Below are 24,036 nucleotides of genomic sequence, written 5' to 3' on the forward strand. Positions count from 1 at the left end.
GGGAACGCGGCCGGCGTCAGGCGGCTTGGTCGCGGATCAGGCCGTACAGCACGTCCACGATGTCCTGCACCGTGCGCACCGACTTGAACGCATCCGGCTGCAGGCTGCGCCCGAGCAGCGGCTTGAGCTGCACGATCAGGTCCACCGCATCGATGCTGTCGATGTCGAGGTCGTCGTAGAGACGGGCCTCGGGCGTGATGCGCGCGGGCTCGATCTCGAAGCTGTCATGCAGGATCGTGACGATCCGGTCGAAAAGTTCGTTCTTGGTCATCTTGCCAGTCCTGCCGTCCCTGCTCAGGCCTTGCCCTGCGAGGCGACGAAATCCGCCAGGGCACGCACGCTGGCGAAATGCCGGCGGGTTTCCTGCGAGTCTGCGGAGAGTGCGACGCCGTAGCGCTTCTGCAGCGCCAGCCCCAGTTCCAGGGCGTCGATCGAATCCAGCCCGAGACCTTCGACGAACAGCGGCGCACCGGTGTCGATGTCGTCGGGCGTGATGTCTTCCAGCGACAGCGACGAAATGATCAATTCCTTGATCTCGTGCTCAAGTGCCTGCACGCGATGGATCTCCCGCAAAGTAGTTGGCCAGATGTTCCGTGAGCCGCCGGGCTGCCAGCGCCTCTCCCCCTGCCGATGGATCTCCCCCCTCCATTCCGTTCAGGAATGGGGCGATCGGCAGGTCTTCCTGAACATCGATCACCATATGGAATCGCACCGGCGGCACACGATACCACTTCTCCCCTTTCCCCAGCGTCAGCGGCGAGCAGGATATCCGTACGGGCGTGATGTCCAGCGCGCCCCGCACGGCGATGTTCGCGGCGCCCCGTTGCAGCTTCAACGGTTGCCCCGGGGTTGTCCGCGTGCCCTCGGGGAAGATCACCAGCGCACCGCCGGCACGCACGGCGGCGATGCAGTCCTCGACCAGGCCTGCGCCGTCGTCGTTGGCCACGTAGCCCGCCGCGCGCACCGGCCCCCGCATGAACGGATTGCGGGCCACCGCGGACTTCACCACGCAATCGGCATTCGGCAGCAGGGACACCAGCAGGACCACGTCGATCAGGGTGGGATGGTTGGCCAGCACGAGCAGGCCATCGCGCCGGAGGCGTTCACGCCCACGGACTTCGTACGTCATCAGGCCGAGGCTCCGCATCAGCTCGACGTGGGCCGAAAAGCTGGCCTGTACCACGCGTCGTGACCAGCGACGACGACGGTCCTCATCGCGGACCAGCAGGAGCATGACCGGCAGCACCACCACGCCCAGGAACAGGCCGCCCACGCCGAAGGCGAGGAAGCTCAGCCCCGTGCCGAATACGCGCCAGGCATGGTCCAGGCGATCAAGCATTTCGTCGCCAGCGCCACATCGAGCCCTCGCCCGCCAGCGTCAACTCGGATTCGCCCGACAGGAAGAAACGCAGCACTTCCAGGCCATGCGGCAAGCCGGCGACGGCGCCTTCCCCCGGACGATCCGGCGCCCACGCAAGACGGTAGGCCGGCGCGCCGGCACGCTCGGCCGCGATACGCCAGCACCAGGCGAAACCGGCATCGGGCTCATCCGCGAAATCCGCATAGACCGCGGGCAGCGGCGCGTCGTAGATCACCAGCAGCACCTCCGGCGCGCCGTCGGCGATCAGGCCGGCCGCCTCCACGCAGGCCGCTTCCACCGTCGCCATGCCACCGGCCAGCGCCGTGTAGTTGCCGCGTTCACGACGCAGGATCGAATACAGCGCCGCGATGGCGTTGTGGACCGACAGGCCGAAAGTCGTGGGCGATGGCGGCTCTTCGGCGGCCAGCGCCTCGAGCAGTTCCATCGACCGCGCCACATCGCCATGGCGCGACGCGAATACCAGCGGTATGCCGCTGTCTTCGGCCTGCTGGCACCAGAATGCCGTCTGTATGGCCATGCGCCCGAGCCGCTCGATGCGCCGCCGTTGCATGGCCGGCACTTCCGCCAGCGCGGGCGTGTCGTCGCCCGCCGGCAGCCACGGCGCAGCAGCCCACGCGCGCCATGCATCGCGATCCACCAGTCCCGGCGCCCACGCCGACCACTCCTTCACTGAAAAACCGATCATTGCTGCGCGACGCCTTGCCGATTCCGGAACGGCCTATTTCAACCTGCACGCCCCGACGTTCGCCAGTCGTGAATTTTTTCGTGGCGGATGCTTGCGCATCGGAAACAGCCTAAGTATTATTCCGCTCCTGCCAGCACGTGGGGCCATAGCTCAGCTGGGAGAGCGCCTGCATGGCATGCAGGAGGTCGGCGGTTCGATCCCGCCTGGCTCCACCAACTTCCGGACAATAGGCCGTCCGGAAAGAAAATCTGGCAACACTTTCGTGCGTCCCCATCGTCTAGAGGCCTAGGACATTACCCTTTCACGGTAGCGACCGGGGTTCGAATCCCCGTGGGGACGCCAATCTTTTCAAGCATTTAGGGCCGGGTTAACCCCCGGCCCTTCTCTTTTGGGGAGCGCTTGGGGAATTCCCGCTCAACCGATTTGTCGAGGTGTAGGATTTCGATCGGGGAAGACTAAGGGGATAGGGATGGCTCTCATTTCTTGCGCAGAGTGCGCCAAAGAAATTAGTGATCGCGCTGCTGCTTGTCCACATTGTGGAGCACCGATGGAGCGCCAGCATCTGGCGACGCCTCCGCGGCCAAATCTCAATATAGGCGCCACGCGATCACCGGACACTGTGAGCCGCGCCCTTAACGCACCCAGGCGCCGCTGGGGGCTTGAAGTCTTGGGCCTTCTCTGTGGCTCCATCGCCCTCACCATAGCTAGCGCTTACTCGCGAGGCGAGCATACGGACGCGGCATTCTTGCTTGGATCCTCCGCAGTCCCATTTCTCGTCTCTTTGGTGTTCCTGAAGAGGTCGCTTGCCGCCGCAGCCATATCAGTCGTGGTTGTTGTGGCGCTATCCCACTATGGGGCGAGCAACTATGACAACCATCAAGCGAAAGATAGGCGTGCTGTAGAGGCGATGGCGGACGCCATCGATGAGCGCAAGAAAGCGGTGCAAGGAGCAAGCGCAGAGCCTGAGCAATCTCAGGACCAGATCCAGCGCCCCGACGTGACCGCGTACGTCAGTCCAATTCAGAACGTCTCAGATCTGGTCACAGCCTTCCAACGACGGGCAAGGGTCCTCGAGAAATCGTACGGCGAATCGATATCCAGCCTTGGTGAAATACTGACTCCCGACAGGTTGATCAGTGAAGAAGGTATTTCGGAAAATCGCAAAGCCCTAGCTGTCGCCAGCGAAGGTCTTAGCACGTACAGGAATGCCAGCGAAAGCCTGACTGAAGAATTCGATACCAAGATACTTGCCTTGGCCGAAGACCCCGCTTACACAAGCCTTCTCGCCGGATACCGGAATGGCAAGGCTAAGCGAGATGCTAGATCATCGCGAGTTTTCGACAACCAAGAACAACTAATTTCTGTTGCTTCCGATCTGAACGAATTCATGGCGGATCAGCTAGGAAATACTCAGGTCCAAGGCAATCAGATTATTTTCTCTACGGACGAACTGGCACAACGCTACAACGGTCTTGTCAGCAGGATTCAAGAACTGGCCGCGGAAGAAGAAAAACTACGACTTGAGCAAGTGAAAGTACTTGATCAGTTATCGGCAGAGCTTCGGACGCTGAACTCCAATCGATAGCGGCGCGGACACAAAGCGCCCTAGCGTCGACGCCTAGCCAGCCTGTCTGCCACCTCGACCTCCAGCCTCGCCAGGTTCACCCGGGCCCACCGCTCGGCCATCTTCTTCGCGTGCGCCAGCGTCGGCGACTTCCCGGCGGTCACCCTCGCCTCCATGTATCGCTGCCGGTTGACGTGGACGGTCCAGCTTCCGGGCGGACCCTCGCTGACCAGAACGACCTCCACGCCGTGGAGCGTCAGCCAGTGCTGGCCGTAACGATTGACGGGATCCCAAGCGAGCATCCCAGTAGCGTAGTGGTGCGCAAACCACGGGATGAGACTGAAAAAAAAACCCCGGCTAGGCCGGGGTTTTGTCATTCATCGGCACGCAACGGTTCGCGTTCTCTCAATGAATGCTTCCACTGGCGGGCTCGAATCATCGGATGCTTGTGCCTGGCGCATCTGAGCATCAAGGGTGTCGGCGATCTGCTTGATCTCCGAGCGCGCGAAGCGCATCAAGAGATCGCGAATCATCGGCTGATATGCAATTCCGTGGTGGCCCGCGATCGCCTTCAATGTCTCGATCAGCGGGATCGGGAGGCGAATGGAAACGAGCTTCATCGCCAGAGCCGAATCAAGCTCAAGGGATTCTGACTCGGGCGCGACCGCCACAAACTCATCGTGACGGCCCAGCTCTCCGTTCTCCCACTTATCGGTGATGGTGGGGTCAAGCTGGCGAGCGTTCATAGGTTGGCTCCTCAAAAATCAGTTGGCTTGCCGTGCTTGCGATACGAGGCAAGTTCGTTGTCGTCCGGCTCAAAGCACGAACGCAGGTAGTAGTCCCCATCGGGGACATAGCACACCTTCAGAAGGCGCCCTTTGTTGGTGGGGGCGATGAACCACCTGGTCAGCGGATCGGTGATGTGCTGCTCGCGGGTGTCGAACAGGATGTTGCCGGTCCGGTTGGCGAAGCACTGGTGAACTTCAGGCTCACCCACGTCGTGCTTTGCCGCGAGCTTGGCCCTGATTCCATCCGAGATGATGACCCTGGGCATGTGGCACCGATCCGTCGAGTTGAGAAAGTGTATATACAGAACTGCGTATATACAACCAGCCATTGGTCACGGTATCGACCGCCTGGGTTCTGGCTTTAGCCGCCTGTCAGGTCCGTGCGCCTATCTCACGTCACTCTGAGAACGCACAGCTTCGGCTGGCCACACTACGTCCGCGCCAAGCACATCCCTGCGGCCCTGACCGCCTCCGACTCGACGCGCGCCCCTCCTCCTCGCTCCGGGTATCGGTCACGAACAGGTGATCCCAGCCATGGCCCAACGTCTTCGATTCGTTCTTCTCGTCATTGGGGCCAGCATTGCGCTGACCCGTCGCCGGAATTGAGACGTACGACACTGCTTTAAAGACTCCCGCTCCGGGCGCTTCTTCCCTACGCTGCGACCATCAACCAGGCGAGGTGCGTATGCAGGACTACATCTACTTTTTTGGCGGTCCCCGCCATGGCGATCGGATCGCATTCTCGGCCGAAACCGATGAGCGTCTGCGCAAAGAGGGTGGGCAGTACGTTCCTTTCACTGGAAATTGTTCCGTTCCGCCCGGCTGTCGCCCTTGGGTATGGAATCAATTAGATGGAGCGGGCTTCTCAGAGCTGATGGCGGAACCCTGACGTTAGAGCCAGCCGAGGGGCCTGTCGCCTCGTGCTCCAGACGTCGCGCGGGAAGCGCTGTTGCCCAGCGTGCTGCGCCTGTCCACCTCCGAGCGCCTTGCGCCAGACGCCCTACCCTCCAAACCCGCTGAGACCTCCAGCACCGAAGCCCTTAAACTGCGAGAACTGCTGGAACCCGCCATAGGGTCGGTTGCCGGATCCACCCGGCATCGACATGAAGCTGCTCATGTTGTTGCCCATGCTGTACATGCCGCCCTGGCCGTAAGGCGCGCCCTGCTGGCCCATCGGCGGACTGCTGGCGCCATTGGCGCCGAACACCGCAGCTGCTGCATTGAACCACCTCATCCGCATCGCGCTCTTTGCGCCCTTGCGCAGCATGGCCTTGTTGTAGGTGCGCATCGTGATGTCGTTCTCGATGCCCATCCGCTCCAGCTCGCCGGCATACCGAATGTTGAGCGCATCCAGTTCGGCATTGGCGGTCGACTGCTGGATCAGGGCAGCGTTCGTGCCACCGAACCCGGTGCCGGATTGCGCCATCGCGGCGCGCTGTGCGCCGAGACTCTGGCGGAAGTTGCGCCGCAGTTGCTCCTCGCGGGCGCTGGTCTGCTGACCCACGCGCTGCGAGTTCAGCTTCTGCTGGTCGATGTTCCACTGCTCGACGTTGGCGGCGTCGCGCATCTGGTTTGCCTGCTGCCGACCCTCTACCAGTTTCCCTACTGCCTGAAATACGCCCTGCCAAATCTGTGCCCATGCCATGGTGATTCCTCGCTTGTGTGGTTGTCGCTAGTTGATAACTTCCGAGGGTGGAGCGATGAACTCCTGCCCGGTCTGTTCCCGGATACGTTCTTCCATTCGCCGCAGACTTCCCGGGTTCATCCACTCCTGGATGCGGTAGAAGATCAGGTAGTCCAACGTGACCTTCGCGTAGAAGATGTTGAGCATCGGGGTGTTGCCCTGGACGAACCGAACCGTTGCCGCGCCGGCGTCTTCGCCTTGGGCGATCCTGGCCATGATGTCGCTAAGGGAATTCGCGTCCGAGGCCGTTGGGCCCAGCAGTGAAATGGCCGCGTCCTTGAACCGACGGTCCAGCACTTGGGAGAACAGCACGTCGCTGTAGAGGCCCGCACCGCCGCCCTGGTTGAAGGCCGCAACCAGCGTGCGCCAGTCCGTGGGGTCTCGCTGCTTCCGCAACTTGAAGGCGTCCTTGAGTGCCATCGCCGCGTAGCCGGTGATGATCGTCAGCGCGATCATCTGCGCCACGCCTGCCATGCCGCCCTGTGCGATCTCCCGGCCGATGATCTTGTGCGTGTAGGCCAAGGGGAACGATTTGAACTGCATCATGAAGCGGACGGCTTCGCCCAGGCCCGTACCGCGCTGGGTCCCCTGCTTGAGCATGCCCATGGTCCCCGCGTCGGGGCTCAGCAGCATGTAGTCCCGCTGGTCGACGAAGTACGACCGCAGCTGTCGCTGCAGCTCTCGCCGGAGGTCCTTGATGGCCCCCGCGGTGGTCGGTCGCTCGTGGGCCTCCAGATAGCCCTGCAGGGCGTGGTCCGGCAGGTCATCCAGCGCGCTCGGCGAAAGGAACTTGGAGCCCTCCACCTCGCCCAGCTCGGCCTGGCGGATCAAATCCCAGCGCCCGGCGTCGATGCCGTACAGGCCGAGCGTGGTCTGCAGGCGCTCGGGCAGTAGGTCGAAGCCCTCCCCTACTCGCCTGGCCAGGTTCGCGGACATCATCTCCGCGATGGACTCCCGAAAGGCATCCGTCCACCTGTTCTGCAGGTTCCAGGTGAAGAACTTCTGCTGCAGGCTGCCGATCATCCCGCGCACGTCATCCTCTGGCGTGAACCGCCCGTGCGCCAGCTTCCCGGTCAGCGAGTTGAGCGCGAGCCCGAGGTCGGCCTGCAGCTCGAGGCGTTCCGCGGACGGCACGCTCTTGAACAGGTTGCCGATGCCGCGGGACACGGTCTGCAGCGCGTTGAGGCCGTTGTACTTCGCCCCGAGCACGATCACTCCGAGATCGGACACCGACGAGAGTGTCGAGCCGCCCAAGCTGCTCATGGACTGGATCGCGCGGATGGTCCCACTGACGGTGGCCAGCGTGTCGTTGCCAGGCACGTCCAGGCTGCCGTCGAGCTCAGCCAGGTACATGCGCTTGTAGCGGCGAACGTCGCGCTGGAACTTGGTGATGGTCTCCGGCGGCGCCTTCGAGCGCTTCAGCTTGGCCAGCACCTCGGTGCCCAGGCGATCGTAGTTGGCCTCGTAGTGCGGACCGAGCCCGTTGAGCAGTGCGACCGCGCGGGCACGCGACCGGAGGCCCCAGATCGCCGCCTCTCGCAGATTGCCGGCACCGAACGCCTCGTTGTAGGCCGTCCAGGAGTCCGCGGACTTGAAGTGAATCACGCGCTCCCAGGACACGTCCTTGCCGGCGTCGCGGTTGCTCCAGGGCCCCTTGGGCTTGGGCGGCTGCCAGAGCTTCATGTGCACGCCGTCAGCGAAGTCCTGCCAGATGCCCGACAGGATGTTCTGCATGTCCGACATGTCCACCTCCATCTCGTCAGCCATGCGCTGGAGATCGAAGTGGGTGCGCGCGTACTCCATCCAGCCATCGCGATCGCGGGCGATCCGGCTGGTGTCGTGGTAGGTCGAGACGATGTAGCCCCTCGTCTCTCCGATCCAGGCGCCGGCGTCGTTGGCGGTGACGCGGCTGTATTCCTGCCACTTACGCACTGCCTTGGCGATGCCCACCGTCAGGCTCGGGAAACCGTCTAGCTTGTCTCCGTTGGAGAGCGCCCAGAGAGCGCGGGCGACGTCATCATCTTGGGCGCCGCTGGAAAAGATCTTCAGCGCTGCCGGCTCGACGGCTGCCACGTCAGCAACCATCCCGCCCAACATCTGGTCGGTCATCGCCGTCATTTCGGTGCCGATGCTGCGCCGTGCGCCTGCTCGGGCATCCTGCGTTCCCACCAGCATGGCCTTCAGGCCGCCGCTCGGATCGTCTTTCCACTGCCCTTCCAACTGGTCAAGGGCATCCATGCGACGGAGTTGGTCTAGCAAAACCTCTCGTCGCGACACCGCCAGCATCATTTCCGCTTCTTGCTTGAACTCATCTACGACCCTGGCCAGCGAATCGTTGTAGCTGAGCCCCATCTCAGACTCCCTCAAGCGTGCCGCGCGGCGCTCAAACCGGCGCTTGAACCGATCAACCTCGGCAGCGGTGAAGGCGCGACCGGTCGCCTCCTCGATCAGCTCATGGCAAAGCGTTTTCTTGGTCACGGCAGCGTATCCAGCACTCGAAAGGTAGGGCTTGCGGATGCTTCCTTCCACGATCCCCGCCAGACCTTGATGTGCAGGACATGACGCGGGCGAAGACCGGGCGGACACGCGTCCAGACGGCGCTTGAACTCGGCTGCCTGCTCAGGGCTGCGCGAGAAATGGAAGAAGCCGATGCCGTGGGCCTGGCGAAGGGCATCGTCCGCCCTGTTTCGTGCCTGCTCCTCCAGCTTCTGGATGCGTCGCTCTAGTGCATTGACGTTGTTCATGCGGTAGCTCCAAAGGTGCGAACGAATACGACGAGGGATGCGCGCCGCGCCGGCGGCGTACTGGAACGGTAGGCAGCGAACGCGGCCTCCTGCGTGCCGTTCGGACCGCGCATGACATGCACTTGCGGGCGGTTGATGGCGTCGGCGGCCTCTTCCAGTCGCGCCAGACGCTTTTCCAGCTGCTCAAGACTGCGCATTGAGGGATTCCTCCAGTTGGACGAGCCGTGCTTCCAGCTCGGTGATGCGCTGCAGTTGCGCGATGGCCGCCAGGGCCTGCAGCAGGTCGCCGCCGATGTCCGCGGGAAGCTCGCCGCCCGCGACGGCGTCGGCGATGGCCTCGGCCTTCTGCACCAGCGTCCTGGCTTCGCCCAGGTCGACGGTGACGGTTGCCGCCTGAGGGCGCAGGCGGGGCCAGAAGCGGTCGGCGATGACCGTGGCGGCCGCCACGTCCCCGCCCTTCGCCTTGGCCACCAGTTTGCGGACGACGGCCTTGCGGTCGGCCTCCGACAACAAGCCGTCCAACGCGGCGCCCACGCGGTTTCGCGAGCCGGGCGTTCGGCCACTCGGGTTGCCACTCTGTCCGGGCTGGAATCGGCTCACTTGCGCCTCCGATGCTCCAGGCGGTCGACGTGCTGCAGCAGCCGGTTCATCACCAGCGGCGAGATGAGCACGTGCCAGTTGGCCTCCAACAGCGGCTCGATGCCGCCAGGCGTCTTTCGGCCGAGCTCATCGAACAGGTCCTCCAGCTTCCCGCGCAGGGAGTCGTAGCGATCGCCCCAGATTCCGCGCAGCGCCGCGTCGGACTGCCGCTCGTGCATCTCGAAAGTGGCTTGGTCCATGCGCTCGCCCAGGCGGTGCGATTCGTCAGCGATGGCCTGCATGAGTCCGTCACCGTCGACCTTGGGCAGGCCGGAATGCCAGAGCATCGAGCGGACGCCGGCGATGGCCTGCATCTCGTCCCCGTCGGGCATCCCGTCCGCGTCTTGCACCAGCAGCGGCGGGAAGACGTAATCGAAGGGCGAGTGCGCCGGCGTGTCGATCGCGGCGATCGTCTCCTCGAACGTGGGCGGCCGCTTCAATGCCAGCAGTTCGCCCTGGTCCTCCGGCAGCGGTGGCGCCCATTCGGGCCAGGCTGGCGCGGTGTCCATGCTCGCGGTGACGGTCTCCCCCACCACCGGGGGCGCTTCCAACGCCGGCGCGGGCGCCGGAGCTGGTGCAGGCACGTCCGCCTGCGGGGCTGCGGTCTCAATGCTCATACGGGCGGCCAGTTCCTTTCCAGAATCCGGTTCTTCACCGCATCCAGAAGCTTGGCCACCTCGAGCTTGTTTGCGCCGGCGGCCGTGTAGGTGACCCGCACATCCACGAAGGCGGCAGGCGTTGCGGTGGCGCTCTCGGTGATGTCCAGCGGGAGATCGGCGCCGAGGTTGCCGGAGTAGTAGCGGTCAGCCATGTCGCGCTCCTTAGGCCGCCAGCTTGGTGGGGTTGCGCAGGGCGAGCAGCTCGCTGGTCGATTCCAGCGCCCGCTCGTGCAGCGTCTTGCGGACCAGCGTCGGGTCCTCGGGGCCGACTGCGATTTCCATTTCGAGCAGCACCGCCTGGGTGTTGGCGGTGAACGCCGCTACCTGCGTGTTCCAGTGCTTGCCCTTCACCACGTCAGGGACGGCCAGCCAAGCGTCCGCCGCCTTGCTATCGGCCTCCAGGATCGCCTGCGCCAGCTTCTGGGCGAGGGACTGAACGCGGGAGATCGCGGCATCGCGCGCCGTCAGCGCCTCCTCGCAGGCGACCCATTGCGCAGCGGTGTGCGCCGCCTGCTCCGAAGCCTGCGCGGCGTCCAGCTGCCGCTGGATGCTGGCGCGCAGGTGCTCGTTGCGCTCCAGGAGCCGGCGAGCCTGCGCGATCTCGTCTTCCACCTTTTGCAGATCGGCCGGGCTGCTGGCCGTGGCGACGCGGTCGCCGTAGGTCTCCAGCAGGGCCTCCAGGTCAGCCTTCGACCGGGCCAGCTGCAGCTCCACGTCCGCCATCGCGGTGGCGAACTCGTTGGAGGTCGTGGTCTTGCTTTGGAACAGCTTCTTCAGTGCATTCACTGTTGTTTCTCCTGTTGATCGCCTGATGTGTGCAGGCGCGATGGGTCAAAAGACGGGGTACGGGGGCTCATAGACCTTCTCCTTCCACTGACCACGCTCATGCTGCTTCGTGGTGATCGTGCGAGGTACTTCTGGGAAGGCGGGGTTGCCAGCAGGCAGCGGATGACTACGCAAGCTCTCCCCGATCAGCGAGAGTCGCGCGTTCGTTTCATCCAGGCGATCGGCAACCCGATCACCCACTGACTTGCCGAAGGTCTGCTCCGTGGCGTTGGACGCCACCAAGGTCGTGAGCGTGTTGCGGTAGCGGTAGTCGATCAGCTTGAACAGCTCGCCGTGGTCGAACTCCGATGACATACCCATGGCCAGCTCATCCAGCGCGAGCAGCGGGGCGTCGTACAAGGGAGCCAAGATGTCTTCGCCACGTTTCCCGCCCTTGCGCCCGTAACTGTCTTTCACAGATGCCAGAACATCGGGCCAGACCGCATAGACCACACGGTCGAAGCACCGGCAAGCCTTATTTGTGATAGCGATCAGCGCCAAGGTCTTGCCTGTCCCGGGCGGCCCAAGCAGCGTTAGGCCCTTGCCCTCGCCGACCTGTTCCAAGATCGCCGAGGAATAACCTTCCACCGCAAGCCGCAGTTGCTTCGCTGACGCGCTCAGCGGCTTGATGCTGTCTTGAGTTGCACTGCGATAGCGATGCGGGATGCCAGCACGCTGCAGCCACCATTGGTAGTAGTGCGTATCAAGCCGGTGGATCTCCTCAAGCGTTCGCGCCCAGTTGTGACAGTCCTTGCAATAGGTTGCGGGTGAGCCGGTCCAGCCCCTGACGCCGGTGTACGGGCCGTGTTCCGGACACTCCGCGATGAAGTCCAAGTCCGTCATGCCGCCCCCTTCAGTCGCGCGATGGCGGCTTCATTCGCCGCGTGCACGTCAGCCGCTGCGCGCTGGTCACCGGGCAGGGCGCCAACGGGTACAGCGCCATAGCGCGTTGACTCACGCGGGTAGAAGGACGGCCACCCAGATTCGACTGCCAGCTCGATCAGCTTGGCCGGGTCATGGCCCTCGCAGCGCAGCGTCTCCAGCCGCTTGATGCCCATGCTTGCCGCCAGGTCGGTCAACTTCCTACCGCGGTGACGCTTCCAGAGATCCCAAGCGGCAGGATCGAGCCACTGCGGCAAGGCGTCAGCCGAAGCCGCCTTGTCGCGTGCGAGCCTCGCAGGTTCAATGGGTATGTTCTCCTGGGTAGGTTTGAGGCTCATCCGTGCGCCTACCTCAAGGCTCACGCCTGCGCCTACCCCAGGCTCATCCGTGCACCTACCGGTAGGCTCACCGCTGCGCCCACCTGTAGGCTCATCCGTGCACCTACCCATCCGGTAACGGTTCGAGTCGATCCGGGTTCCGCTGTCCCTCTCCAGGTAGCCCGATTCGACCAGTGTCTTTACGCTGCGGACAACGGTCGCGCGCGAGATGAGCGCGTCTTCGGCGATGCGATTCAGGCTCGGCCAGGCGAAGCCCTCGGCGTTCATGCGATCGAGAATGGCGATCAGCACGGCAATGTCCCCCGCAGAGAGACGGCGGTTCGTGCTGGCCTGTCGAACCAGCTTCCATCGAGCAAGAAGGTTGAATTGCTCATTGGACATCTGCGCCCCCGTCGCTGTTCAGCTGCTCCAGCAGCAGGAACAGGTGCCGGCGCGCGCCCTCAAGGGCGAACACCGCATTGACGACGTTGTCGGGATTGGGCGCCGCGGACACCTCGTCCAGCAGCTTCTGGAGCGTGCTATTGATGTCGGGAATGGCGGCGCGCAGCTCTTCGGCCGTCGGCATGATGGCCGCCAAGTAGGCGGGGATCTGAGACTCAAGCATGAGTCACCCCCGCCTTGGCGAAGGCCGCTTCCATCGCCGTGGGCTCGCTGTTAGTCTTGCCCCGTTGCGCGTAGTTGAACTTCCTCAGCTTCAGAGCAGTACCAGCGCCGCCCCTCGCCGGGCGGCGTTGCTGTTTCTGGGAGCTGCTGGCGTAGATCTCGGGACCGGTGAGCGCCGGTGCGCTGCGGGCGACCATCACGCGCCACCCAGGGCGACGCCCTTATCCAAGAGGTTCTGGATGTCGTGCCGGCGCCAGCGGCTGCACCTGCCGAACTTGGTGGGAGCCGGGTACAGGCCGCGCTTGATGCCGTCGTAAAAGGCGGTCTTTCCGATCGGCAGGACGGCCAGGACCTCTTTGGCCCGGAGCCACTCCTCGCGCGATGGGAGGCTGGATACATGCATGGCACACCCTCGAATGGATCGGGTGCGCCGGGATTGGCCTCACCCAACTGGCGAACCGCAACGGAGCGCCAGTTGGAGCCTGATTATTCACATCGGACCGTGTCCAAAAATTCCCCTACCTGGAATCTGCAACACATTCGTTTAAGGCGTCAGCGACATCTGCTCGAAGGTGTCCAGCCAGATTTCGGGTGGGAGTTTTGCCAGCTTCATGAGGGCTCTGACCTCAGGGAGCTTGCGGGCTCGATAGTACTGAGCCCGCAGACCGGTTTCGGCTGGCCACTCGTTATAGGGCCACTCCTTTTTGCCCTCAGCGATACCTACCTCGATCAGCTCGATAGCATTTTTCACGCCCCACTTGGCTGCGAACTTCCGGTGCTTCACCAGAAGCACTTCCACCGTGGTCCATAGCCTGACGCTACTTCTCACGGACCAGTGGGGCCTCGCACCAGGAGCACGCTTGATAAGCGCCGGCCGCAGATATCCTGCGTCGAGGCCCATTTCAAGAATCAACTGAAATGGGTTCTCTTTCGCCACATTGAAGTGCTCGAACAGCGCCTCAATGACGCGGATCAACTCATCCCACACTTCTTTCTCACTGGAGTTTCGAGTGAGATTGAGCACCGCCACTTCCTTCTGGCGGTGCTTCCTCCTGAGGCTGGAGACGTCCCTCTCTTTCATCTCACGGCCCCAGATCTGCCTTTAGCTGACCAAGCTTTGGCTTGAGTTCAAGCGAGAGCGCCTTCGCCACCCGCTGAGCGACCTCCTCCAACTCAGGACTCAGTGGCACGTTGCGACTTTCCCGAACGATGTCGAGGACCTCTTGAAAACTCATGCTCCAGCCCAGGCGGGCGGTAGCCGACAGAAAAATTCTAGCCGTCTTCACGTCCTCGGCTACGTCCGTCGGAAAGCGAAGAATAGTCGCGCTCATGACTGACTGCCAGGCAGCGCGGCGACTGCGGAACGCTGCACGAGCAGCGACTTCGCTTCCTCCAGCAGGCGGAACGTTACCGCGCAGCTCCGCTGAAGCATGTCGAAGTCTTCCTCGTTAACCCCATCGACGCGGGAGGCCATCTCTTGGATGGCGATCGCCTGATCGATCTTCTCAAGGATTTCGATGTTGTCGCCTACAATTTCTGTTGCCATGGTCGTCACCTCAATTGACGGTTGTGGAAGGCGCGCCGGGTGCCTCAATCACCCGGCGCGCCGCTTTCTCCCCTTCAGTGGAGATACGTTGTCGCCTGCGAAGACTCCCAGGCGCGGCATCTTGGCCACGGCTTTGGCGACTTCATTCGGCAAATACTGTGCGTAGTGCTTGCGCGTGATGCGGCTGTCGCTGTGTCCCAGCGCCCGCGCCACCATCTCGATGTCCTTCGTGGCGACCAGCAGCAGCTTCCCGTAGGTCGCGCGCGTGGTCTTGAAGCTCACGTCGTCCAGCTTGGCGGCTTCGACCGCCGCCGCCATGGGCTTGGTGACGTCGTCCCTGCCCCAGGCTCGGCCGTCGGCCCGGGTGAAGATCGGCTCCAACGGCCCCTTGCCGGCCGTCGCTCGCTGGAAGAACGCCTCGCCCTCCGGCGTCAGCGGCTGCAGGAGGGTCTTCCCGGTTTTGGACTGGTGCAGGCGCACGGTGCCGTGGTCGGCGCTGTAGTCGCGCACCTGGAGCGCCACCAGCTCGCCGCGGCGCCCGCCCGTCATGAGCGCACCGGTCAGCAGTTCTCGCAGGTCAGCGGGCGCCGCGTTGAGCAGCCGAGTGATCTCGTCCCGCTCCAGCATCCGCGGCGGCGGATCGTCCCCGAGTTCGAAGGGGGCAACCTTCACCCACCAGGTCGGCAGGTCCGACGGCAGCCGGTCATTGGCCCAGGCGTAGTTGAGCGCCGCCTTCACGATCGTCAGATTTCGGTTCGCCGTCGACTTGCGGCCGCGGAGCTGCTCCGGATCCGCCGGGTCGAACGGCTGGACCTTCCCGCGGACGACCGGGGCCTTCGTGGCCAGCGCCTTGTGCCACTTCCGCAGCGCTGGCGCGTCCAGGGCGGTCACCAGCTTGCGGCCGATGCTCTCGGCGCCGTGCAGCGCCCAGGACTGCCTGGCGATCGTCTCGGACCCCTTACCGGCCAGATGCTCGTCGAAATAGGCCGTCAGCACCCGATCGAGCGTGAGGCCGTCCCGGTAGTGCTTCGGGCGCGGCGCGCGCTCCTCGACCTGCAGCGTGGTGGCCAGCGCCACCGCCTGCGCGTAGCTCAGCACCACCTGCCCATCGGCCGGAGCGTGGTCGTCCGGCGTACCAATGCGCTGCTCGATGTAGCCATCGGCCTGCCGCTGCCGCGCGACCCACGCCACCGCCTTCTTGCCTTTGCGGTAACCGACGAAGGTGCCCGGCACGATCTGCCGCCAGTACGGCTCGGATCGCGCCGCGAGCTTGATGCGCGCTTCGCGTGTCTCGAGTCGGGATTCTCTGGGGAGTCGTGCCACGGTAGCGTCCGTCGCTCTTGGGGCGTTTTGGGGAATACACCGGGGCGAACCCCCACGGACGCTACCGTACAGCAACGGATATGAAATGCAATAGGGGCAAGGCCTACAGGCCGATTCTGGCGGACGATGACGGACTCTAGCGGACGATTCGGCCTACCCTTTCACGGTAGCGACCGGGGTTCGAATCCCCGTGGGGACGCCAATTTTTCAGAAGGCCCGGGAAACCGGGCCTCTTTTTTTGCGCTCGCGACGGATGGTAACGCGACTTTCGCGGGCGTTTACGCGGCACTTACCCCGGGCGGCGTAGAAGCGTCATCACGCCCGGAGGAGCCCGCCGCGATGACCCACAACGCCCTCGCTGACGAACTGGTATCGCAACTTCCCATCCACCGCGACACACGATGGACCGCGGGATCGCTTGGACTGGATGCCGCCGCCTTCGACGCGCTGGCGCAGCGCCTGCTGGAACTGGAAACCGTCGGGGCGATCGATGTGATGAACCTGTCGCGCGATGCGCATCACGGGCTACGTCGACTGAACGCGATCCGCTTCATGCGCCTCGCATGAGGCAGCACAAGGAACAGATCGTCATGCGACGTCGCGAACTGCCCCCGCGGGATGCAGGGTGGCTTCGCCGTGCCCCTGCTCGCCGAGATACTCGAGCCACTTGCCAAGGAAGGTATTCATGCGCATGCGGTGGCTGATGACCTCCGCGGGCGGCGGGTACAGTCCGATCACGTCCTGCCAGCGTTTGCCGACATAGCAGTGCGTCGCTTCGGCCTGGTGCGCGTCACGGTACAGGCGGACGAACGCGGAGGGATCCGGCTCGCCGGTCAGCGGGTCGCAGATGTCGTAGGTCAGGCGCATTTCTACCGTATAGCGATGCGTTTCGATCACCTCGAGCCGCACATCCAGCCCATCGCCGATGCTCGACACGTACGTCCCCACCTGCAGGTGTTCAGGCGCGAACAGGCGCGTGAGTCGCGCGTGGTTCTCCGCATACAGCGCCATCAACCAGCCGAAACGGCCCAATCGGGGGATGCGTGCGGTACGTGCGAGGGCCTGGGACATGGGTCGATCCTACACGGCGGATCCCCGCCGCGGCAGCATTGACGTGCTGCCGCGTGCGGCCTAAGTTAAGGATTCCTGGCGCGTCCTTTTTTCACCTGCCGCCGAGGCCTCTCGACTCAGTACATTTCCCGCTGCAGGCCCAGCGTGGACAGCACCTTGCTGGAGATTTCCTCGATCGACTTGTTGGTCGTGCTGAGGGTCGGCAGGCGCTCGACCTGGAACATCGCCTCCGCCGCCGCGACCTCGCGCTTGCAGGTCTCCATCTTCGCGTAGCCCGAGTTCGGCCGGCGTTCCTGCCGGATCTGGTGCAGGCGCTCGGGATCGATGGTCAGCGCGAACAGCTTGCGCCGGTATGGACGCAGGCGGGCCGGCAGACGGTCGGTTTCCAGGTCGCCGTCGGTCAGCGGGTAGTTGGCCGCGCGGATACCGTAATGCAGCGCCAGGTAGACGCAGGTCGGCGTCTTGCCGGCGCGCGACACCGCCACCAGGATCACGTCGGCCTCGTCGTAGTTCACCGCCATGCCGTCGTCGTGCGTCAGCGCGAAGTTCATCGCGTTGATGCGGCGGTGGTAGGTATCGAAATCGACCAGGCCATGCGCCTGGCCCACGCGCGACTGCCGCTGCTCGCCCAGCTCGCGTTCCAGCGGCTCGATGAACGGCGCGAACACATCCAGCATCAGCGCTCCGCTCTCGGCGATCAGCGCACTCAGCGCGGGATCGACGCAGGAACTCACCACGATCGGGCGCGCACCCATCCGCTCTCCGGTCCTGCGGATGCGGTCCGCGGCGTCCCGTGCCTTCTCCTCGTCGTCGACGAAGGACAGACGGTCGGTCTGGAAACGCATGCCGGCGAACTGGGTCAGCAGGCTGTGGCCGATGGTCTCGGCGGTGATACCGGTGCCATCGGAGACGTAGAACACCGGGCGCAACTCAGACATGCCCGCCCCTTCCCTGCTTCACCATGGAAACCCCCGTCAGATCAAGCTTGTCTGCAATTGGTATGCACTGCATCATATCGCCTCTTTCCCCATGGACACGGCACCCCACGCCGATGGTCATCGGCATGGCGCGGCCTGCTTCGGAGCATTGCGCTTGAACGAGAACATCCTGTGGTTGCACGAGCTGCGCCTGGCCGACCTGGCCCGCGTCGGCGGCAAGAATTCGTCGCTGGGCGAAATGATCGGCCACCTGGCCAACCTCGGCGTCTCGGTCCCGGGAGGCTATGCGACCACGGCGGAAGCCTTCAAGGCCTTCATCGCGCACAACGACCTGTCCACGCGCATCTTCGACAAGCTGGCCACGCTGGATGTCGAGGACGTGGCGGCGCTGACCGCCGCCGGCAAGGAGATCCGCGGCTGGGTCATCGACGCCCCGTTGCAGCCGGACCTGGATGCCGACATCCGCACGGCGTACGCGAAACTCTCTGCCGAAAACGGCGGCGGCGACATCGCGGTGGCCGTGCGTTCCTCGGCGACGGCCGAGGATCTGCCTGACGCCTCGTTCGCCGGCCAGCAGGAAACCTTCCTCAACGTCACCGGCGCCGACGATGTCGTGCACAAGGTGAAGGAAGTCTTCGCCAGCCTCTACAACGACCGCGCCATTGCCTACCGCGTGCACCATGGCTTCAAGCACGAGGACGTGTTCCTGTCCGCCGGCGTGCAGCTGATGGTGCGCTCGGGCGTCGGCGCGTCGGGCGTGCTGTTCACGCTGGACACCGAATCGGGTTTCCGCGATGTGGTGTTCGTCACCTCCAGCTTCGGCCTCGGCGAGATGGTCGTGCAGGGCGCGGTGAATCCGGACGAGTTCTACGTCTACAAGCCCACGCTGAAGCAGGGCAAGCCGGCGATCCTGCGCCGCTCGCTGGGCAGCAAGGCGCTGCGGATGGTGTATTCCGATGTGCCGGGCGAACGCGTGCGCACCGAGGACACGCCGGCGAACCTGCGCAACACCTTCTCTATCACCGACGAGGACGTGCACGAGCTGTCGAAGCAGGCGCTGGTCATCGAGCAGCACTACGGCCGTCCGATGGACATCGAGTGGGCGAAGGACGGCGTGACCGGCAAGCTGTTCATCGTGCAGGCGCGCCCCGAAACGGTGAAGTCGCGCGCCAAGGCCACGCAGATCGAGCGCTATGCGCTGGAAAAGCGCGGTGAAGTGATCGCCGAAGGCCGCGCCATCGGCCAGAAGATCGGCAGCGGCGTCGCCCGCGTGGTGCGCTCGCTGGACGACATGGCGCGCGTGCAGCCCGGCGACGTGCTGGTCGCCGACATGACCGACCCCGATTGGGAGCCAGTGATGAAGCGTGCCAGCGCCATCGTCACCAATCGCGGCGGCCGTACCTGCCACGCGGCCATCATCGCGCGCGAACTGGGCGTGCCGGCCGTGGTCGGTACCGGCAACGCGCTGGACCTGATCGAAGACGGCGTCGAGGTCACCGTCAGCTGCGCCGAAGGCGACACCGGCTTCATCTACGCCGGCGCCCTGCCCTTCGAACGCACGACGACCGACCTGGCCGCCATGCCGCCGGCGCCGTTGAAGATCATGATGAACGTGGCCAACCCGGAGCGCGCGTTCGATTTCGGTCAGTTGCCGAATGCCGGCATCGGCCTGGCACGCCTTGAGATGATCATCGCCAGCCACATCGGCGTGCATCCGCTGGCGCTGCTGGAGTACGACCGTCAGGAGCTCGACGTCCGCAAGAAGATCGACGCCAAGACCGCCGGCTACGCCGACCCGGTCAGCTTCTACGTGGACCGCCTGGCCGAAGGCATCGCAACGATCACCGCCTCGGTCGCGCCGCATCCGGTCATCGTGCGCCTGTCGGACTTCAAGTCGAACGAATACGCCAACCTGATCGGCGGCACGCGCTACGAACCGCATGAAGAGAATCCGATGATCGGCTTCCGCGGCGCCAGCCGCTATGTCGATCCGTCGTTCGAACCGGCGTTCGCGCTGGAATGCCAGGCCGTGCGCCGTGTGCGCGACGAGATGGGCCTGGACAACCTCTGGGTGATGATCCCCTTCGTCCGTACGCTGGAAGAAGGCCGCAAGGTGATCGAGGTGCTGGCCAAGCACGGCCTTCGCCAGGGCGAGAACGACCTGAAGATCATCATGATGTGCGAGGTGCCGTCGAACGCCCTGTTGGCCGAGGAATTCCTCGACATCTTCGACGGCTTCTCGATCGGCTCGAACGACCTGACCCAGCTGACGCTGGGTTTGGACCGCGACTCCAGCATCGTCGCCAACCTGTTCGATGAGCGGAATCCGGCCGTCAAGAAGATGCTGTCGATGGCGATCAAGGCCGCACGCAGCAAGGGCAAGTACGTCGGTATCTGCGGCCAGGGTCCCAGCGACCACCCGGACCTGGCCGAGTGGCTGATGGCCGAGGGCATCGAGTCGGTGTCGTTGAATCCCGACACCGTGGTCGACACCTGGCTGAGGCTGGCGAAGACCAAGGCGGGCTGAGACGCCGGCGACCGCTTTCACGCAAAGGCAGGTACCATCCTCCCGCAAACCCGGCACGCCCCTGATGGGGCGTGCTGCATTTCAGGAGTGCCCATGTCCGTCCCCGCCACTGCCCCCGCTGCACCCCTCCCCGCCGGGATGTCCGCCGAACCGGAAGCGCTGATGCGCGAACTGCGCGGCATCGACTGGCTCCAGATGCTGGAAACGTGGGGACTGAAGTTGCTGGCGGCCGTCCTCATCTTCCTGGTCGGCATGTGGCTGGCGAAGCGGTTGAGCGCAGGCCTGGAGCGCGTGCTCGGGCGCACGCACGCGGATGCCACGCTGGGCGGTTTCCTGCGCCGCGCCAGCTACGCCGCAATGATGGTACTGGTGATCATCACCGCCCTTACCTCGCTGGGCGTGAATCCCACCTCGATGCTCGCGGTGCTCGGCGCCGCCGGCCTCGCGGTCGGCCTGGCGCTGAAGGATTCGCTGTCGAACATCGCCTCGGGCGTGATGCTGATCGTGCTGCGCCCGTTCCGCGAAGGCGACTTCGTGCAGGCGGCCAGCCTGGAAGGGATCATCGAGGAAGTACGCATCTTCCAGACGCGCATGCGCACCGTCGACAACCGCCTGATCGTGCTGCCCAACAGCCTGATCACCACGGCGCCGATCATCAACTTCACCGCCAAGCCGCAGCGCCGCATCGACATTCCGGTCGGCGTGGGATACGACGACGATCTGAAGCGCGCCAAGGAAATCCTGCTGAAGATCGCACACGACGATCCTCGCGTGCTGGCCGACCCGGTGCCGAGCGTCATCGTCTCCAAGCTCAGCGAGAGCAGCGTGGACCTGATCCTGCTGGCGTGGACCAGGACCATGGACTTTGGCGAAACCAAGAGCGACCTGACCGAGGCGGTGCGCACCGAGATCATCGGCAACGGCCTGAACATCCCTTACCCGCAGCGCGACCTCAACGTCTACCACCACAACGCCGACGGCACGCCGCTGACCGACCTGATCACCAAAGGGGTCGCCGACGATGGCGACGTGGCGAAACCGCCGGCATAGCGTGCGCTGCGCGAACGAAGCGCGATGCGGGTATCAAACGCCCGTGCTCCACACGTAGCGTGCGGCGTGCGCACGACGCGAGATGATGACCCCAAAGGGGCGTGCGCATGGCGCACGCTGCATCACTCGCCGGCGAGCGCCGCCATGTGCCTGCGGTAGTGGCGCAGTTCCTCGATGGAATCGCGCACGTCGCTCAAGGCCGTGTGGCTGGCCTGCTTGCGCACGCCCTCCAGCACTTGCGGCGCCCAGCGGCGCGCGAGTTCCTTCAGCGTGCTGACGTCGAGGTTGCGGTAGTGGAAGTACTTCTCCAGCCGCGGCATCAGCCGGTGCAGGAACCGGCGGTCCTGACAGATCGAGTTGCCGCACATCGGCGAAGCGCCGGCCGGCAGCCACTCGTTGAGGAAGGCCACCGTCTGCGCTTCGGCCTGGCCCAGCGAAACGTCGCTCTCCACCACGCGCTTCCACAGTCCCGAGCGGCCATGCTGGTTGCGGTTCCAGTCGTCCATCGCCTCCAGCACCGACACCGGATGGGCGATGGCGAACTCCGGCCCTTCCGCCAGCACGTTCAACTTCGAGTCGGTGACCACCGTGGCGATCTCGAGGATCGAGTCGCGATCGGTGTCCAGCCCGGTCATTTCGAGGTCGATCCAGATCAGGCGGTCGTTGTGCGCGTTGTTCGAGGCCATGCAGCAGTCCGTGACGGAAGGAGGACCCGGGAAGCCACACCGGGCGTGCGGCAGCACCGCATCGTGTCATCATAACGCAGACCATCCCGGCGACCGGCCCATGAATCCCTCCACCGACCATGCCGTGCTCACCGCGATGCTGGCGCCGGCGTTCTTCCTGACGGCGACGGCCTCGCTGTTGTTGTCGGCGAACAACCGCCTGGCACGCATCATCGATCGCGCTCGCACGCTGTTGCGCGAACTGGCCGACGCGGAAGACGAGACGGATCGCGCACTGCTCGAGAAGCGCATCGCGCTCCAGCGCCGGCGCAGCCTGATCATCCTGCGCGCGGGCCAGTTGCTCTACGCGGCGATCAGTTGTTTCGTCGGCACCAGCCTCGCCGTGGCCGTCGATACGTTCACCGGCCATCGGCTGGGTTCGCTGCCGACCTGGCTGGCGGCGCTGGGCGTGGTGGCGATGCTGGCGGCCAGCCTGCTGCTCGCGCGCGAATCGACGCTCGCGGTCACCGCGATCAACGAAGAGATGGACCACCGCAAGGTGAAGCGGAAATTCCCGACGCCCTAGATCAGCGGGCGTCCGCGTTTGGCGCGGAAGTAGTTGGTCAGCCTGCGTCCGGCCTCCTCGCCCAGTACGCCGCCCACGACCTCGATTCGATGGTTGTGGCGCGGATCCGCAACCAGATCGAATACGCTGCCGCAGGCACCCGTCTTGGGGTCTGACGCGCCATACACGACGCGCGCGACCCGCGCGTGCACCAGCGCCATCGCACACATGGCGCACGGCTCCAGGGTGACGTACAGCGTGCAGCCGACCAGCCGGTGGTTGCCCAGCGCCCCGCCCGCCTCGCGCATGGCCACGATCTCGGCGTGCGCGCTCGGGTCGTGGTCGAGAATGTTGCGGTTCCAGCCCTCGCCCAGCACCTGCCCCTCAGGGCTTACCAGCACCGCACCGACCGGGATCTCGTCGAACTCGCGCTCGGCGCGGTCGGCCAGCGCGAAGGCGTGGCGCATCCACTGCTCATCGGTGCGAGTGGCGGACACGGGGTCGGGCGCCATCCCGCTCATCCCGCGGATGCGCGTTGCACGAGGGCCTGCAGCGTTGCGCGCGTCGGTGCGAAGAACGTGGTGCCGGTGCGGGCCACCGAGAAATCCAGCAGCCGGTCGTACGCTCCCGGCGGGTCGCCCACGTACATGCGCTCCAGCATCTTTTCGATCACCCACAGATAGCGCGAATAGCCGATGAAGTATGTGCCGAACTCGCCCTGGCCTGGGCGTCCGAACGGCATGTTGTCGCGCAGGATGTCGTGTTCGTTGCCTTCGGCATCGACGACCGTCGCCAGCGACTTGTGCGACTTCCGCGGCGCGGCGGCGTCATCGATCTCGACGTTGTCCACCTTGGTACGCCCGATGATCGCCTCCTGCACATCGGTCGGCACCTTGGACCAGGCGCCCAGATCGTGCAGGTATTTCTGCACCACGACGTAGCTGCCACCCCGGTACGCCGCGTCCTCGGCGCCGACCAGCGCGGAGGTCGGCAGATCGATCCCGGTCGGGTTGGCCGTGCCATCCACGAAGCCCAGCAGGTCGCGCGCGTCGAAATACCGGAAGCCGCTCACCTCGTCGACGACCGACACGGCACCACGCAGCGCGTCGAGCAGCAAGCGCTCGAATTCGAAGCACAGATCCTGCCGCTCGGACCGGATGTGGAACAGCAGGTCACCCGGTGTGGACGGGGCGTTGTGGACTGCACCCTGCATGGCCGCAAAGGGCTTCAGTTCAGCGGGCCTTCGCGTATCGTCAAGGCGGTCCCAGAGGCCGCGTCCGATGCCGGCGATGCAGGAAAGCCGTGCGGAGAGATCGCGGAATCCCACGGTCTTGACCAGATCGTCGAGGTCATCGAGTACCGTGCAAACACGCGCCAGCGCGGTGGCCTCCGGATCGACGGTCACCACCAGGAACACCGCTGCCAGCGACAGCGGCGCATCGATGCTCTGGGGATCGATTGGCACGCGATCCCAGCTCTGATCGGACATCTGCATGCTCCCTTACCGTGACTCCTGGCCCGGCGTCCTCCATATGAAGAGACGCCCGATCCTCCGCCTG

At 64.6% G+C, this 24,036-nt stretch carries 33 protein-coding genes and 3 tRNA genes; 8 read left to right on the top strand and 28 right to left on the bottom strand.

The window, feature by feature from the left end; translation table 11 throughout:
• Positions 1 to 16 precede the first annotated feature (16 nt).
• Genes ACGHX3_RS10195 through ACGHX3_RS10210 form a run of 4 tightly spaced genes read right to left on the bottom strand, consistent with a single transcriptional unit; the run spans position 17 to position 2,066 of the window.
• A complete protein-coding gene (locus ACGHX3_RS10195; RefSeq protein ID WP_142124725.1) occupies positions 17 to 271 on the bottom strand; it encodes an acyl carrier protein in 255 nt (84 codons plus the stop codon).
• 23 nt (positions 272 to 294) lie between these two features.
• Complete coding sequence (locus ACGHX3_RS10200) at positions 295 to 555, bottom strand: phosphopantetheine-binding protein (protein ID WP_162337822.1); 261 nt, start codon at positions 553 to 555, stop codon at positions 295 to 297.
• Positions 542 to 1,339 (bottom strand): 1-acyl-sn-glycerol-3-phosphate acyltransferase, encoded by a 798-nt coding sequence (locus tag ACGHX3_RS10205; RefSeq protein ID WP_213604248.1) that lies wholly within the window; start codon positions 1,337 to 1,339, stop codon positions 542 to 544. The genes ACGHX3_RS10200 and ACGHX3_RS10205 overlap by 14 nt, the downstream gene beginning before the upstream one ends.
• On the bottom strand, positions 1,332 to 2,066 hold the full coding sequence (locus ACGHX3_RS10210) for a beta-ketoacyl synthase chain length factor (RefSeq protein ID WP_394694873.1): 735 nt from the start codon (positions 2,064 to 2,066) through the stop codon (positions 1,332 to 1,334). Before ACGHX3_RS10210 ends, ACGHX3_RS10205 begins: the two co-directional genes overlap by 8 nt.
• Positions 2,067 to 2,205: 139 nt before the next feature.
• On the opposite strand from ACGHX3_RS10210, the gene ACGHX3_RS10215 reads away from it, so the two are divergent.
• The 3 genes from ACGHX3_RS10215 (at position 2,206) to ACGHX3_RS10225 (ending at position 3,651) form a co-directional block, all read left to right on the top strand.
• Positions 2,206 to 2,281: transfer RNA gene (locus tag ACGHX3_RS10215), tRNA-Ala, on the top strand.
• 51 nt (positions 2,282 to 2,332) lie between these two features.
• A tRNA-Glu gene (locus ACGHX3_RS10220) sits at positions 2,333 to 2,408 on the top strand.
• 205 nt (positions 2,409 to 2,613) lie between these two features.
• Positions 2,614 to 3,651: a hypothetical protein gene (locus tag ACGHX3_RS10225; protein WP_394694874.1), complete on the top strand. Its 1,038-nt coding sequence runs from the start codon at positions 2,614 to 2,616 to the stop codon at positions 3,649 to 3,651.
• Between the two features lie 20 nt (positions 3,652 to 3,671).
• Here ACGHX3_RS10225 and ACGHX3_RS10230 read toward each other — a convergent pair whose 3' ends face one another.
• The 19 genes from ACGHX3_RS10230 to ACGHX3_RS10320 form a co-directional block, all read right to left on the bottom strand.
• Positions 3,672 to 3,932, bottom strand: a complete 261-nt coding sequence (locus ACGHX3_RS10230; protein WP_394694875.1) for a hypothetical protein — start codon at positions 3,930 to 3,932, stop codon at positions 3,672 to 3,674.
• A 75-nt stretch (positions 3,933 to 4,007) separates the two neighbouring features.
• A complete protein-coding gene (locus ACGHX3_RS10235; protein WP_394694876.1) occupies positions 4,008 to 4,376 on the bottom strand; it encodes a hypothetical protein in 369 nt (122 codons plus the stop codon).
• Positions 4,377 to 4,387: 11 nt separating this feature from the next.
• A complete protein-coding gene (locus ACGHX3_RS10240) occupies positions 4,388 to 4,684 on the bottom strand; it encodes a hypothetical protein (protein WP_394694877.1) in 297 nt (98 codons plus the stop codon).
• Between the two features lie 734 nt (positions 4,685 to 5,418).
• Positions 5,419 to 6,063: a hypothetical protein gene (locus ACGHX3_RS10245; protein WP_394694878.1), complete on the bottom strand. Its 645-nt coding sequence runs from the start codon at positions 6,061 to 6,063 to the stop codon at positions 5,419 to 5,421.
• 27 nt (positions 6,064 to 6,090) lie between these two features.
• On the bottom strand, positions 6,091 to 8,580 hold the full coding sequence (locus ACGHX3_RS10250) for a hypothetical protein (protein ID WP_394694879.1): 2,490 nt from the start codon (positions 8,578 to 8,580) through the stop codon (positions 6,091 to 6,093).
• A complete protein-coding gene (locus tag ACGHX3_RS10255; RefSeq protein WP_394694880.1) occupies positions 8,577 to 8,846 on the bottom strand; it encodes a hypothetical protein in 270 nt (89 codons plus the stop codon). The genes ACGHX3_RS10250 and ACGHX3_RS10255 overlap by 4 nt, the downstream gene beginning before the upstream one ends.
• Positions 8,843 to 9,043, bottom strand: a complete 201-nt coding sequence (locus ACGHX3_RS10260) for a hypothetical protein (RefSeq protein ID WP_394694881.1) — start codon at positions 9,041 to 9,043, stop codon at positions 8,843 to 8,845. The genes ACGHX3_RS10255 and ACGHX3_RS10260 overlap by 4 nt, the downstream gene beginning before the upstream one ends.
• Entirely contained in the window at positions 9,030 to 9,446 is a 417-nt protein-coding gene (locus ACGHX3_RS10265) for a DUF5681 domain-containing protein (RefSeq protein ID WP_394694882.1), read from the bottom strand. The genes ACGHX3_RS10260 and ACGHX3_RS10265 overlap by 14 nt, the downstream gene beginning before the upstream one ends.
• Positions 9,443 to 10,102 carry a hypothetical protein gene (locus tag ACGHX3_RS10270; RefSeq protein ID WP_394694883.1) on the bottom strand — a complete coding sequence of 220 codons (660 nt, stop codon included), beginning with the start codon at positions 10,100 to 10,102 and terminating at the stop codon, positions 9,443 to 9,445. The genes ACGHX3_RS10265 and ACGHX3_RS10270 overlap by 4 nt, the downstream gene beginning before the upstream one ends.
• Positions 10,099 to 10,296 carry a hypothetical protein gene (locus ACGHX3_RS10275; protein ID WP_394694884.1) on the bottom strand — a complete coding sequence of 66 codons (198 nt, stop codon included), beginning with the start codon at positions 10,294 to 10,296 and terminating at the stop codon, positions 10,099 to 10,101. The genes ACGHX3_RS10270 and ACGHX3_RS10275 overlap by 4 nt, the downstream gene beginning before the upstream one ends.
• Positions 10,297 to 10,306: 10 nt before the next feature.
• Complete coding sequence (locus ACGHX3_RS10280) at positions 10,307 to 10,930, bottom strand: hypothetical protein (RefSeq protein WP_394694885.1); 624 nt, start codon at positions 10,928 to 10,930, stop codon at positions 10,307 to 10,309.
• A 45-nt stretch (positions 10,931 to 10,975) separates the two neighbouring features.
• A complete protein-coding gene (locus ACGHX3_RS10285) occupies positions 10,976 to 11,812 on the bottom strand; it encodes an ATP-binding protein (protein ID WP_394694886.1) in 837 nt (278 codons plus the stop codon).
• Positions 11,809 to 12,570 carry a helix-turn-helix domain-containing protein gene (locus ACGHX3_RS10290; RefSeq protein WP_394694887.1) on the bottom strand — a complete coding sequence of 254 codons (762 nt, stop codon included), beginning with the start codon at positions 12,568 to 12,570 and terminating at the stop codon, positions 11,809 to 11,811. Before ACGHX3_RS10290 ends, ACGHX3_RS10285 begins: the two co-directional genes overlap by 4 nt.
• Complete coding sequence (locus ACGHX3_RS10295; protein ID WP_394694888.1) at positions 12,560 to 12,793, bottom strand: hypothetical protein; 234 nt, start codon at positions 12,791 to 12,793, stop codon at positions 12,560 to 12,562. The genes ACGHX3_RS10290 and ACGHX3_RS10295 overlap by 11 nt, the downstream gene beginning before the upstream one ends.
• 195 nt (positions 12,794 to 12,988) lie before the next feature.
• Positions 12,989 to 13,195 carry a helix-turn-helix transcriptional regulator gene (locus ACGHX3_RS10300; protein ID WP_394694889.1) on the bottom strand — a complete coding sequence of 69 codons (207 nt, stop codon included), beginning with the start codon at positions 13,193 to 13,195 and terminating at the stop codon, positions 12,989 to 12,991.
• A gap of 141 nt (positions 13,196 to 13,336) precedes the next feature.
• Positions 13,337 to 13,873 carry a hypothetical protein gene (locus ACGHX3_RS10305; RefSeq protein WP_394694890.1) on the bottom strand — a complete coding sequence of 179 codons (537 nt, stop codon included), beginning with the start codon at positions 13,871 to 13,873 and terminating at the stop codon, positions 13,337 to 13,339.
• Between the two features lies 1 nt (position 13,874).
• Positions 13,875 to 14,123: a hypothetical protein gene (locus ACGHX3_RS10310; RefSeq protein ID WP_394694891.1), complete on the bottom strand. Its 249-nt coding sequence runs from the start codon at positions 14,121 to 14,123 to the stop codon at positions 13,875 to 13,877.
• On the bottom strand, positions 14,120 to 14,338 hold the full coding sequence (locus tag ACGHX3_RS10315) for a hypothetical protein (protein WP_394694892.1): 219 nt from the start codon (positions 14,336 to 14,338) through the stop codon (positions 14,120 to 14,122). Before ACGHX3_RS10315 ends, ACGHX3_RS10310 begins: the two co-directional genes overlap by 4 nt.
• Positions 14,339 to 14,386: 48 nt before the next feature.
• Entirely contained in the window at positions 14,387 to 15,661 is a 1,275-nt protein-coding gene (locus ACGHX3_RS10320) for a tyrosine-type recombinase/integrase (protein ID WP_394694893.1), read from the bottom strand.
• Positions 15,662 to 15,787: 126 nt separating this feature from the next.
• Here ACGHX3_RS10320 and ACGHX3_RS10325 point away from each other — a divergent pair.
• Together ACGHX3_RS10325 and ACGHX3_RS10330 are read left to right on the top strand one after the other, a co-directional pair.
• Positions 15,788 to 15,863 (top strand) — tRNA-OTHER (locus ACGHX3_RS10325).
• Between the two features lie 137 nt (positions 15,864 to 16,000).
• Positions 16,001 to 16,228 (top strand): hypothetical protein, encoded by a 228-nt coding sequence (locus ACGHX3_RS10330; protein WP_213604244.1) that lies wholly within the window; start codon positions 16,001 to 16,003, stop codon positions 16,226 to 16,228.
• Positions 16,229 to 16,249: 21 nt separating this feature from the next.
• On the opposite strand, the gene ACGHX3_RS10335 is transcribed toward ACGHX3_RS10330, so the two are convergent.
• Complete coding sequence (locus tag ACGHX3_RS10335) at positions 16,250 to 16,732, bottom strand: DUF1249 domain-containing protein (protein ID WP_394694894.1); 483 nt, start codon at positions 16,730 to 16,732, stop codon at positions 16,250 to 16,252.
• Positions 16,733 to 16,848: 116 nt separating this feature from the next.
• Positions 16,849 to 17,670, bottom strand: a complete 822-nt coding sequence (locus ACGHX3_RS10340) for a pyruvate, water dikinase regulatory protein (protein ID WP_213604242.1) — start codon at positions 17,668 to 17,670, stop codon at positions 16,849 to 16,851.
• A gap of 154 nt (positions 17,671 to 17,824) precedes the next feature.
• Here ACGHX3_RS10340 and ppsA point away from each other — a divergent pair, with 154 nt between their 5' ends.
• Both ppsA and ACGHX3_RS10350 read left to right on the top strand, forming a co-directional pair.
• A complete protein-coding gene (ppsA, locus tag ACGHX3_RS10345) occupies positions 17,825 to 20,197 on the top strand; it encodes a phosphoenolpyruvate synthase (protein ID WP_394694895.1) in 2,373 nt (790 codons plus the stop codon).
• A gap of 93 nt (positions 20,198 to 20,290) precedes the next feature.
• Positions 20,291 to 21,247, top strand: a complete 957-nt coding sequence (locus ACGHX3_RS10350) for a mechanosensitive ion channel family protein (protein WP_394694896.1) — start codon at positions 20,291 to 20,293, stop codon at positions 21,245 to 21,247.
• A gap of 122 nt (positions 21,248 to 21,369) precedes the next feature.
• On the opposite strand, the gene orn is transcribed toward ACGHX3_RS10350, so the two are convergent.
• Entirely contained in the window at positions 21,370 to 21,933 is a 564-nt protein-coding gene (gene orn / locus ACGHX3_RS10355; protein WP_162337966.1) for an oligoribonuclease, read from the bottom strand.
• Between the two features lie 100 nt (positions 21,934 to 22,033).
• On the opposite strand from orn, the gene ACGHX3_RS10360 reads away from it, so the two are divergent.
• A complete protein-coding gene (locus tag ACGHX3_RS10360) occupies positions 22,034 to 22,498 on the top strand; it encodes a DUF2721 domain-containing protein (RefSeq protein WP_162337965.1) in 465 nt (154 codons plus the stop codon).
• Here the strand turns inward: ACGHX3_RS10360 and tadA are convergent.
• Together tadA and ACGHX3_RS10370 are read right to left on the bottom strand one after the other, a co-directional pair.
• On the bottom strand, positions 22,495 to 22,989 hold the full coding sequence (gene tadA, locus ACGHX3_RS10365; RefSeq protein ID WP_394694897.1) for a tRNA adenosine(34) deaminase TadA: 495 nt from the start codon (positions 22,987 to 22,989) through the stop codon (positions 22,495 to 22,497). The two genes, ACGHX3_RS10360 and tadA, sit on opposite strands and share 4 nt — an antisense overlap.
• A 5-nt stretch (positions 22,990 to 22,994) precedes the next feature.
• Positions 22,995 to 23,966: a Dyp-type peroxidase gene (locus ACGHX3_RS10370; protein WP_394694898.1), complete on the bottom strand. Its 972-nt coding sequence runs from the start codon at positions 23,964 to 23,966 to the stop codon at positions 22,995 to 22,997.
• Positions 23,967 to 24,036 lie beyond the last annotated feature (70 nt).

Origin of the sequence: Pseudoxanthomonas japonensis (genome assembly GCF_043632995.1) — a bacterium.
Classification (GTDB): Bacteria; Pseudomonadota; Gammaproteobacteria; order Xanthomonadales; family Xanthomonadaceae; genus Pseudoxanthomonas_A; species Pseudoxanthomonas_A japonensis.